The 8,729-nt window shown below is 61.4% G+C and carries 8 protein-coding genes; 2 read left to right on the top strand and 6 right to left on the bottom strand.

All coding sequences use genetic code 11. The features are described 5' to 3' along the window. Nucleotides 1-409: 409 nt before the first annotated feature. The 5 genes from D8M21_RS06255 to D8M21_RS06235 all read right to left on the bottom strand — a co-directional run bounded on the left by D8M21_RS06255 (nucleotide 410) and on the right by D8M21_RS06235 (nucleotide 6,408). Nucleotides 410-1,348 carry an Abi family protein gene (locus D8M21_RS06255; RefSeq protein ID WP_048681889.1) on the bottom strand — a complete coding sequence of 313 codons (939 nt, stop codon included), beginning with the start codon at nucleotides 1,346-1,348 and terminating at the stop codon, nucleotides 410-412. Nucleotides 1,349-1,535: 187 nt separating this feature from the next. After that, on the bottom strand, nucleotides 1,536-3,011 hold the full coding sequence (locus D8M21_RS06250) for an amidohydrolase (RefSeq protein ID WP_048681891.1): 1,476 nt from the start codon (nucleotides 3,009-3,011) through the stop codon (nucleotides 1,536-1,538). 16 nt (nucleotides 3,012-3,027) lie between these two features. Continuing rightward, nucleotides 3,028-4,530 (bottom strand): PTS transporter subunit EIIC, encoded by a 1,503-nt coding sequence (locus tag D8M21_RS06245; RefSeq protein WP_126855725.1) that lies wholly within the window; start codon nucleotides 4,528-4,530, stop codon nucleotides 3,028-3,030. Nucleotides 4,531-4,567: 37 nt separating this feature from the next. Next, nucleotides 4,568-5,482, bottom strand: coding sequence for an N-acetylmuramic acid 6-phosphate etherase (gene murQ, locus D8M21_RS06240; protein WP_048681896.1), 915 nt, complete (start codon nucleotides 5,480-5,482; stop codon nucleotides 4,568-4,570). Beyond that, nucleotides 5,479-6,408, bottom strand: a complete 930-nt coding sequence (locus D8M21_RS06235; protein WP_048681900.1) for a MurR/RpiR family transcriptional regulator — start codon at nucleotides 6,406-6,408, stop codon at nucleotides 5,479-5,481. The genes murQ and D8M21_RS06235 overlap by 4 nt, the downstream gene beginning before the upstream one ends. Nucleotides 6,409-6,639: 231 nt before the next feature. Between D8M21_RS06235 and nrdI the strand changes: the two genes are divergently transcribed. After that, entirely contained in the window at nucleotides 6,640-7,038 is a 399-nt protein-coding gene (gene nrdI / locus D8M21_RS06230) for a class Ib ribonucleoside-diphosphate reductase assembly flavoprotein NrdI (protein WP_446720493.1), read from the top strand. A gap of 49 nt (nucleotides 7,039-7,087) precedes the next feature. Further along, nucleotides 7,088-8,113, top strand: coding sequence for a class 1b ribonucleoside-diphosphate reductase subunit beta (gene nrdF, locus D8M21_RS06225; protein WP_082156819.1), 1,026 nt, complete (start codon nucleotides 7,088-7,090; stop codon nucleotides 8,111-8,113). On the opposite strand, the gene D8M21_RS06220 is transcribed toward nrdF, so the two are convergent. Further along, nucleotides 8,110-8,688, bottom strand: coding sequence for a TetR/AcrR family transcriptional regulator (locus D8M21_RS06220; RefSeq protein WP_048681905.1), 579 nt, complete (start codon nucleotides 8,686-8,688; stop codon nucleotides 8,110-8,112). The genes nrdF and D8M21_RS06220 overlap by 4 nt on opposite strands. Nucleotides 8,689-8,729: the final 41 nt, after the last annotated feature.

The raw sequence follows: 8,729 nt of genomic DNA, 5'->3' as shown, positions 1-8,729 counted from the left end.
GAGCCCTCATCGGCAGAAATCCCTGACGCTAGTCCTGAACCTGGGGCCAAGTTGTTAACTCCAACTTGAAATTCGCCTTCGATCAGAAACTCCCATCAGATGGCTTCAGGCTGGGGCTGACGCGTTCGTAGGGCAGTTACTCTCCTACGGACGCTACCTACGTAGCGAATCCATCATGAACAGGTGTTGCGAACGATCTCAAGAATCAGCGGAGGCTCAGATGCTTATCGTCGCCAGAAACCTCTGTACACCTGATGCTGAAGCCATGTCGTCTTGAGACTGCGCACATCCACGATGCAGCAGATATATGGCATGTAGCTCACCGCCCCAAGGGTCAGGTGTTTATTGGCCCGCACGATCTTGCAATGGGCAAACATTCATTCTCTGACCTGCTCTCATCTGCCATGCATCAGGCCGAACGAAGAAGATCCTTCGGCATTTCACCAAATTTGCAAGGGGTTGCGATCCCTCGTGCCAATAGGGGGTGGTCGTTGAGAATCGGTTCCACAACTTGCTGCAGCCATTCCGAGCGCAGCCCAGACCGGGAGGCTACGTCATCGAGAGCAACCAGGATCTTATATATCGAGTGGTCAGTGAAGCTTCGATGGCTTTGCTGAACATTCCTTGTTTTCTTGGGCTGCAGTCCGGGAACATCAAGGACAAAGTGGTTCCATAATTGTGCGCAGTGCGCGATCCGGTTCCGCAGGTAGACAAAAGAACGCACCTGGCTGGGTAAGAGTTTTCGGGAAGTGCTCAGGGAGTCCGCAACTTGATCTAAAACACCGGACTGGCCTGATGCTTGAATAAGGCGCGATAAACTCCCGAAGGAGAATGCTTCAACAGCCACCCAAATAGGCATGCGAGCATAAGCTTCCGGCTTATAAACATGGCCCTGTTTGATCTCATCACGGTAGTGGGTGATGAAAGCTTCCTTGCTGCGGTCCAGGTCCCTCAATGAGTGTTCTTCGACCCGCTCCTGACCCGACTTGGGCGACTGAGTGAACCCCTTACCTCGCGCAAACGTGCCCGACACTCCAACTATCTGCCCATAGGCATGAGCAAACCTCGTTCGTAGCAGGACTTCCAACTTGTGCAGAAGATCGTCGCAGGTGGCCACGATCTTCTGTTCGGCGTCATACAGTGCACACAGCGCATCGAAAGAGGCGCCCTCGGTGAATCGGTTGTCGCCAAGTTGGGGATCCTGCTGCCAATGTCTGAAGTACCCCGACAACCGGTAGTAACTCACCTTGGATAGGAACACAGCCGCAGCTTCAGCATCATCGATTCGCATGCCACGCTGCTCCAGTAGCGTCACTTGATCCTCGTAGCTGACCCAGCTCTTGGACATCCCGTGCCTCCCACTTAAATGAAAGGCCCCGGTCATTTGTGCGTTGCTCGCAGGAGCAAGAGGCCGGACCGGGGATCTATCAGTAGTTAATTTTATGCCAAAGGATGGGCACAGACAAGACGTTCTGATCGCTTTTCGAGACCCTCACGCTTTACAGACTGAACGATATGTTCACGTTTTTATACATCTACAGCCCCCAGTGCGTCACCCGTCCCCCAACGAACGTCGCCGCCACCGGCATATCCACTAGATTCCGGGCGGACTCCTCCGGGGTGTCTCCCGCGAACGGGTCGCGGTCCACGAGCACGACGTCGGCGGCGTCGCCGGTGCGGATTCGGTTCACCCCGTCGGTGGATGCGGCGAGCGCTTCCCTCGCCGTGAGGGACTGTTCCGGATGCCACGGTCCGCGCTCGTCCGCCGAGCGGTGCACGGCGGCCGCCATCGCGAGCCACGGGTCGAGGGGCGAGACGGGCGCGTCCGACCCAAGTGCCAGATTCACCCCGCGTTCCTTCATGGTTCGCACGGCAAAACAGCGGTCGGCGCGGTCGGCCCACAGCCGGTCCATCACGTCGCGGTCGTCGTACAGGTGAGCCGGTTGCACACTCGCGGTGAGCCCGGCCTGGGCCAAACGGTCGACGTCGTCCCAGCGAATCACCTGGGCGTGCTCGATCGAACCGCGCGCACCCGTCTGCTCGAAGGCACCCAAGGCTAGGTCGACGGCGGCGTCGCCCAGCGCGTGAAGGGCCACATCCAGACCAGAAGTCCGCGCTAACCCCAAAAGCCTGTGCAGCTCCTCGGCGGGAACCGTCTGCACTCCGCAGGCATTCACCAAGTCGGAGGCCTCCAAGTACGGATCACAGCAGTGCGCCGTGCGGGTCCCCAGGGAACCGTCCGAGATGATCTTGAGCGGCCCCATACGGACCAGTCCAAATTCATCCAGGGCGTCTCCGCTCCTCAGGCCTCGCTCCAGAACCGCATCCAATCGATCCGGGTAGACGCCGGTGCGCACCCTCAACGGCGAGGGGTCACCGGATAACCGTTCCGGCCAGACGTCGTAATTCGCCGCGAACTCGAGGTCTACGATCCCCACCACGCCACGAGCCGAGGCGGCCTGCATTGCGTCACGGACGGCAGACTCGGTATCCGGAACGTACGGCTGAAGCAGACCAAAAAGTGGGAACCAACGGTCCTCGTCGATGAGCCCGTCGATTCCGGTCACACCCACCAACGCGAGCGCGGCCGAATTCAACCAGCCGTTGTGCATGTCTCCGCTAATGAGGATGGCGGGCCGAGACCCGGTCACCGCATCCAATTCGGCAACGGTGGGCTGCCGATTCCACACCGAGGCGCGGTACCCGAACCCAAAGATCACGGCTTCGTCGTCGGGACGAGCCAGGATGGCCTCCCCAACGATCCGGGTCACGGCCTCGGGAGACTCCGCACCCCGCAGATCCAGACGCGACCTCGAGACGGCCCACTGGTCGAAATGGACGTGGGCATCCCATAATCCGGGGAGGAGCCATCGCCCGTCGGCCTCGACGACCTCGTCCGAGGACCGGGGTTCGATGCTGGGGCCCATTTCCACGCGGCCATCGGCGAGGCGTGCATCGACGATCGCCCCGGTGGCGGCGTCGCGGACCTGACGCAAGAGGTAGGAGTGCATGATCCCCTTTTCTACCTCATGCCCCCGCGCTCTCAACAGTCCGCTCCTCATCCGACATGCGTTCCACCAGGTCCTTGGGCACCCCAAAGAAGTACGTCAGCACAAAACCGGCGATGTACGAGATCACGAGTCCGACGCCGTACACCGCAATGGCGGCGCCGATGCCGTGATTGCCCGCGGCCAGCGGAAACAACGCCCAACCGCTCGGCCCAATCGCGGTGGATCCCGTGGCGAAGCCCAACTGATTGAACAACCCGATGAATCCGCCACCGAACGCACCTCCAATGCAGGCGGTGATGAAGGGGCGACCCATCGGCAGGGTCACGCCGTAGATGAGCGGTTCGCCCACACCCAAGATGCCGGCCGGAAGGGCGGATTTGATGGTGTTGCGCAGGGCGCGATTCCGGATGCGCAGGTAAACCGCCGCCGTCGCACCGACCTGGCCGCCACCCGCCATCGCGAGGATGGGAAGCAGCACGGTGTAGCCGGCCTGGGAGATCAGTGTGGTGTGAATCGGAATGAGCGCCTGATGCAGGCCGAGCATCACCAGGGGCAGGAACAGACCGGCCAACACGAACCCGGCGAATCCGCCGCCGGTACCGAGCAACCAGGTCGCGGCCGTACCGATTCCGGTGGAGATCCACCCGGCCACGGTCATCAACGGGAAAAGAGTCAATGCGCCGGCGACGAGCACGGTCACGGTCGGGACGATCAGCATCGCCAACGATTCCGGGGCCCATTTGCGGCACCACCGCTCGATATATGCGGCAAGGATCGCGGCGAACAGCGCACCGATCACGCCGCCCTGCCCCGGCACGAGTTCCGTACCCAGGATGGATACCTTGGCCACGCCCGCGAAAGGAATAATGGCCGCGACGGCGCCACCCAAAACCGGCGTTCCGCCGAATTCTTTGGCAGCGTTCATGCCTACAAACACGGCGATCAAGGTCATGAATCCGCTGGAAATAGCGGTCAGCACGGGCACGACGTCGGCGGCCCACGGCCAAGCCCCATTGGCCGCGAAGTTCTGCAAGACCCCGCTGAGTCCGGCGACGATGCCGCACGCGATCAATGCTGGGATCAGCGGCAAGAAAATATTGGCGATGCGCCCCAAGAATGCTCGGACGGGCGAGGAACGTTTTTCCTTCTGGGCGCTCTTCATGCGAGCGCCCAGGGCTTGGAGGTCGTTCGGTGACGAGGGTCCGTCGTCGGCGGCCGCTGAATTGCTCGACTTCGTGGTCGGGGCCGATTCCTCCGCGGTGGAGCTGGACGTGGCGAGGGATTTTTCGATGTCGCGCGCCACGGTGTCCACGACTCCGGGGCCGAGCACCACCTGCATGGTCGGACCGGGGACGACCCCGAGCACGCCGTCGATGGCACGCAGCCCCTCGAGGTCGACGTCCGATTCACGAGCCACCGGGATGCGTAACCGGGTGATGCAGTTCTCCACACCGCCGATATTCGAGGGTCCGCCGAGTCCGGCGATCACCTTCTGGGACATGCTATTTTCTTCGGCCATGATGACTCCTTTGTCCGTGTGCCGTCGCGATTTCGTTTTAGTGGTGGTTTCCGGCGCGTTCGAGGGCGGCCCGCAGCACACCCGCGTGGTGATCCAGCTCCGTTCGCGCCTGTTCCGCGGTCATCCCGCCGAGAATCGACAGGATCGCGACCTTGGCACTACCGTCAGCACCCTCGACGGCGTTTTCCACCTCCTGCGGACCCGCCCCGGTCACGTCCGCGACGATGCGTCGAACCCGCTCACGAAGCTTCACATTGGTGGACTGCACGTCGACCATGAGGTTTCCGTACGTTTTGCCGAGTCGAACCATCGCGATCGTCGAGATCATGTTCAACACCAGCTTCTGTGCGGTCCCGGACTTTAACCGGGTCGAGCCAGCAACCAGCTCCGGTCCCACGACGACGTCGATCGGATGTTGCGCCGCCGCGGCGAGCTCTGACCCTTCGTTGCACGCGATGGAAGCCGTGGTGGCCTGGCGGCGGGCGGCCTCGCGAACCGCGCCGATGGCGTAAGGAGTACGGCCGGACGCGGAAACGCCGACGACCGTGTCCTCCGGCCCGACGTCGAGGGCCGCGACGGCGCGCGCACCGGCGTCGGCGTCGTCCTCGGCACCCTCGATCGCGGAGACAAGTGCCTCGGATCCCCCGGCAATCAACCCGACGACCTGGCCTGGCCTGGTATTGAAGGTCGGCGGACATTCAGAGGCGTCAAGAACGCCCAGCCGACCCGCGGTGCCCGCGCCCGCGTAGATCAAGCGACCACCGGCGCGCAGCCCGGGAAGGGCCGCCTCGACGAGGTTCGCAATCTCTGTGGTCCTCTGGGCCACCGCCTCGGGGACCACGGCGTCTTGACGATTCATCGTGCGCGCCAATTCCTCGGTGGACATCCGGTCCAGGTCGGCGAATTCGGCGTTGACCGATTCCGTGGTGGTCAGGGGTGAAGACTGGCTCATGACGTGGGCTCCTCGTGCGGCGCGGGTCGCCGCGTTCGTGACGATTTCTTAGGGGCGAGCGCCTCGCGTGAGAGGGCCAACGCGCGGTCCGACTGCTCCTCTCGTAGCTGGTACACCATCGTGAAGAGCGCATCGACGGCAAAGAGCTGGCCCGTTCGCGACGTCGTGGCGCCGATCCTCAATCCGGCCTCCTGTGTGGCGACGCTGATCAGCACGTGGTCGGCCTCCGCGAGAGGGCTACGGGGTTGCGTGGTGAGGCCAACCGTCGTGGCTCCCGCCTGGGATGCCAGATCCAGCGCTTCCACGACGTCGCGCGTGCAGCCCGAACCGGAGATGCCGACAATAACGTCGCCGGGTTCCAGCAAGACCGCGAGGGTGAGCGCCGCATGAGCTTCGTCGGCGGCATGCGCTACGAGACCGATGCGGCTTAATTTGGCGGCCAAATCCCGGGCGACGAGGCCAGATGCCCCGATGCCGACCACGACGATTCGTCGGGCGACCGCAAGCTGTTCCGCGACGGCGAACACCACCTCGGGATCGAGGGAACGCTGGGTGTGGGTGATGGATTCGCGCTCGATCGCCGCGAGCTTGGCGATGACGGTCTCGGGCGCATCCACGGATTCGATGCCTCCCGGGTACGACCCATCCCCGGGAACAGCCTGAGACCGGCCCAGTGAGGTGGCCAGGCTCGTCCGCAGCTCGCGGAATCCCCGACACCCAGCGGCACGCGCGAGCCGGATGACCGAAGCATCGCTGGTACCACTATGCGCCGCGACCTCGCCCACCGTCATGGGGACGACACGAGTGGGGTCCTCGAGCAGGAAGTCCGCGACGGCCGCAGGGCCTCGGCTCAAATTCGGGACCAACCCTCGCAGGACCGAGAGAACATCTACCTCGCAGGAGTTTTCCTTCTGAATTTGGGTCATAGTGAGAAGTTTTCTTTCAATCGTGACGTCCGTCAACTAGTACGGCTCGACGTAGTTTTAAGTTCATATGCATGATATTTCTATATATGGCATCTCGAACAACACTCAACCCCTACATCTTGTGGTCGTTTCGACGCTCAAACCGAAAGGAAGATCGTGACCGTTCCAGCCACACGACCCCGTCCCCCGCTCACCTTCACGGAGCTCCCACCCGAGGAATCGCCGAATCTTGTGTACTTCTCCAGCGCCTCGGAAAACACCCGTCGCCTCGTCGAGCGTCTCGACATTCCAGCGGTCCGCATACCCCTCCGCCCCCAACGTGAGGGAATGATCCGGGTGAGCCGTCCGTATGTCCTAGTGGTCCCGAGCTACGGCGGAGGAGACCCCGCGAAGGCCGTTCCACGGCAAGTGATCGCCTTCCTCAACGACCCTCAAAATCGCGATCTGATTCGCGGCGTCATCACCGCGGGTAACACGAATTTCGGTGAGCACTATTGCGTAGCCGGCCCCGTGATTTCCCAAAAATGCCAGGTCCCCGAGCTGTACCGATTCGAGCTCCTAGGCAATCCACACGACGTCGAAACCATCCAGCGTGGGCTCGCGACCTTCTGGTCCACCACGGCGGCCTAGAAGGTCAACGCCTCCTACACCTCATCCACACTTATCTAGAAAGCACCTCATGACCTCTCTCCCCCAGAATCTCCCCCTGACCGAGCTCTCCGTGACTCCTCCGTCGTTTCGCCACGATCCCCAGCAACGCCTACGGCCCGTGAACTGGAATCGCATCCCCGACGAGAAAGATCGCGAAGTCTGGAACCGTCTGACCTCGAATTTTTGGCTCCCAGAAAAGGTGCCGCTGTCTAACGACCTACCGGCGTGGAATGGCTTGAGCCGCCAAGAACGCACCTTGACCATGCGGGTCTTCACGGGACTCACCATGCTGGATACGGTTCAGGCCACCGTGGGCGAAATCAGTCAGATTCAAGACGCCCGCACCGAACACGAAGAAGCCGTGTACACCAACATCGCTTTCATGCAAGCCGTTCACGCCAGGTCGTACTCCAGCGTCTTCTCGACACTCACCAGCACCCCGGAAATCGATGCGGCGTATCGCTGGGCCGTGGACAATGACCTGCTCCAGGAGCGCGCCAAAAAAGTTCTGGTGCATTACTACGGCGACGACCCGCTCAAGCGAAAAATCGCGTCGACCTTGCTCTCGTCGCTCCTGTTGTACGCCGGGTTCTATCTGCCGCTGCATTTCTCGGTTCGAGCCACCCTGACGAACACCGCGGACATGATTCGCCTCATTCTGCGCGACAAAGCCGTACACGGCTATTACTCGGGATATAAATTCCAGCGAGGCCTCGAAAAAGCATCGACCACGCGGCAAGAAGAGATTCACGATTTCACGCACACGCTCTTGGAAGAGCTGTACGAGCTAGAGCTCCAGTATTCCGGTGAACTGTATGAGCCTTTGGGGCTGATGGACGACGTCGCCGTGTTCGTGCGATACAACGCCAATAAGGCGATGATGAACCTGGGATATCCCGCGTATTTCTCCGCGGAGGAAACCGCCGTCAAGCCGGAAATTCTCGCGGCCCTGGCCCCCGGGGCGGACGAAAACCACGACTTCTTCAGTGGCTCAGGTTCGGCCTATGTCATCGGGAAAGCCGAGGATACGGACGACTCCGACTGGGACTTTTAACTCTGGTCGTTCGCCGGAAGAAGTCCCAATGACCGAATCAAGCTCCGCAACGAACCAACAATGTCGACGGATGGATCCCGAAGCCAGCGAATGCTGAGTCCTTCCGCGGTCGCGATGAGCGTATTGACGATCTCTTCGTCATCGATGTTGAGCGCACGGGTGATCACTTGGCGAGCTAGATTCTCGTGCTCCACCATAAAGGCTGCGGCCGGATGCTCCGGGTCGGTCGCAGCAAGGGACATGTCCTCAAAAAGCCGCATGAGACCAGGCGTTTTGGTCATGTCTTGAAGGTACTGCCAGACGAAATTCGGATCGTCGACATCGTAGTGATCACGAATCTGTGCATCCCTGGAACGGAGGACTTCGACGAAAAGCTCGGTTTTGGATCCGAAGTAATGCAGCACCCCCGCCTCGGTGAGGTTCGCCTCGTCGGCAATCGCGCTCAGCGTCGGTGCATGCCCGGGCGAAATTCCGTATAAGCGCAGGGCGCAGTCGAGGATTTCTGCACGCTTGGCCACGCCCTTCGAATACGGCGCACGAGGGCCACGCGGACGCCGGGAATCAATCTGTGCCATCGTCAAAGACTTTAGCAAGTGAGATTCCCGGCGTCTCGATA

The organism is Kocuria sp. HSID16901, from assembly GCF_003989425.1.
Lineage (GTDB): Bacteria > Actinomycetota > Actinomycetes > Actinomycetales > Micrococcaceae > Rothia > Rothia massiliensis.
The sequence above is the reverse complement of the archived record's forward strand: the minus strand, read 5'-3'. Positions and strand labels throughout refer to the sequence as shown.

What these genes read in the sequence shown, in the direction of transcription:
- D8M21_RS06245 (WP_126855725.1), bottom strand. Translation starts at nt 4,530, where the DNA reads ATGGCCGAAGAAAATAGCATGTCCCAGAAGGTGATCGCCGGACTCGGC.
- D8M21_RS06220 (WP_048681905.1), bottom strand. Translation starts at nt 8,688, where the DNA reads ATGGCACAGATTGATTCCCGGCGTCCGCGTGGCCCTCGTGCGCCGTAT.
- D8M21_RS06235 (WP_048681900.1), bottom strand. Translation starts at nt 6,408, where the DNA reads ATGACCCAAATTCAGAAGGAAAACTCCTGCGAGGTAGATGTTCTCTCG.
- D8M21_RS06250 (WP_048681891.1), bottom strand. Translation starts at nt 3,011, where the DNA reads ATGCACTCCTACCTCTTGCGTCAGGTCCGCGACGCCGCCACCGGGGCG.
- murQ (WP_048681896.1), bottom strand. Translation starts at nt 5,482, where the DNA reads ATGAGCCAGTCTTCACCCCTGACCACCACGGAATCGGTCAACGCCGAA.
- nrdF (WP_082156819.1), top strand. Translation starts at nt 7,088, where the DNA reads ATGACCTCTCTCCCCCAGAATCTCCCCCTGACCGAGCTCTCCGTGACT.
- D8M21_RS06255 (WP_048681889.1), bottom strand. Translation starts at nt 1,348, where the DNA reads ATGTCCAAGAGCTGGGTCAGCTACGAGGATCAAGTGACGCTACTGGAG.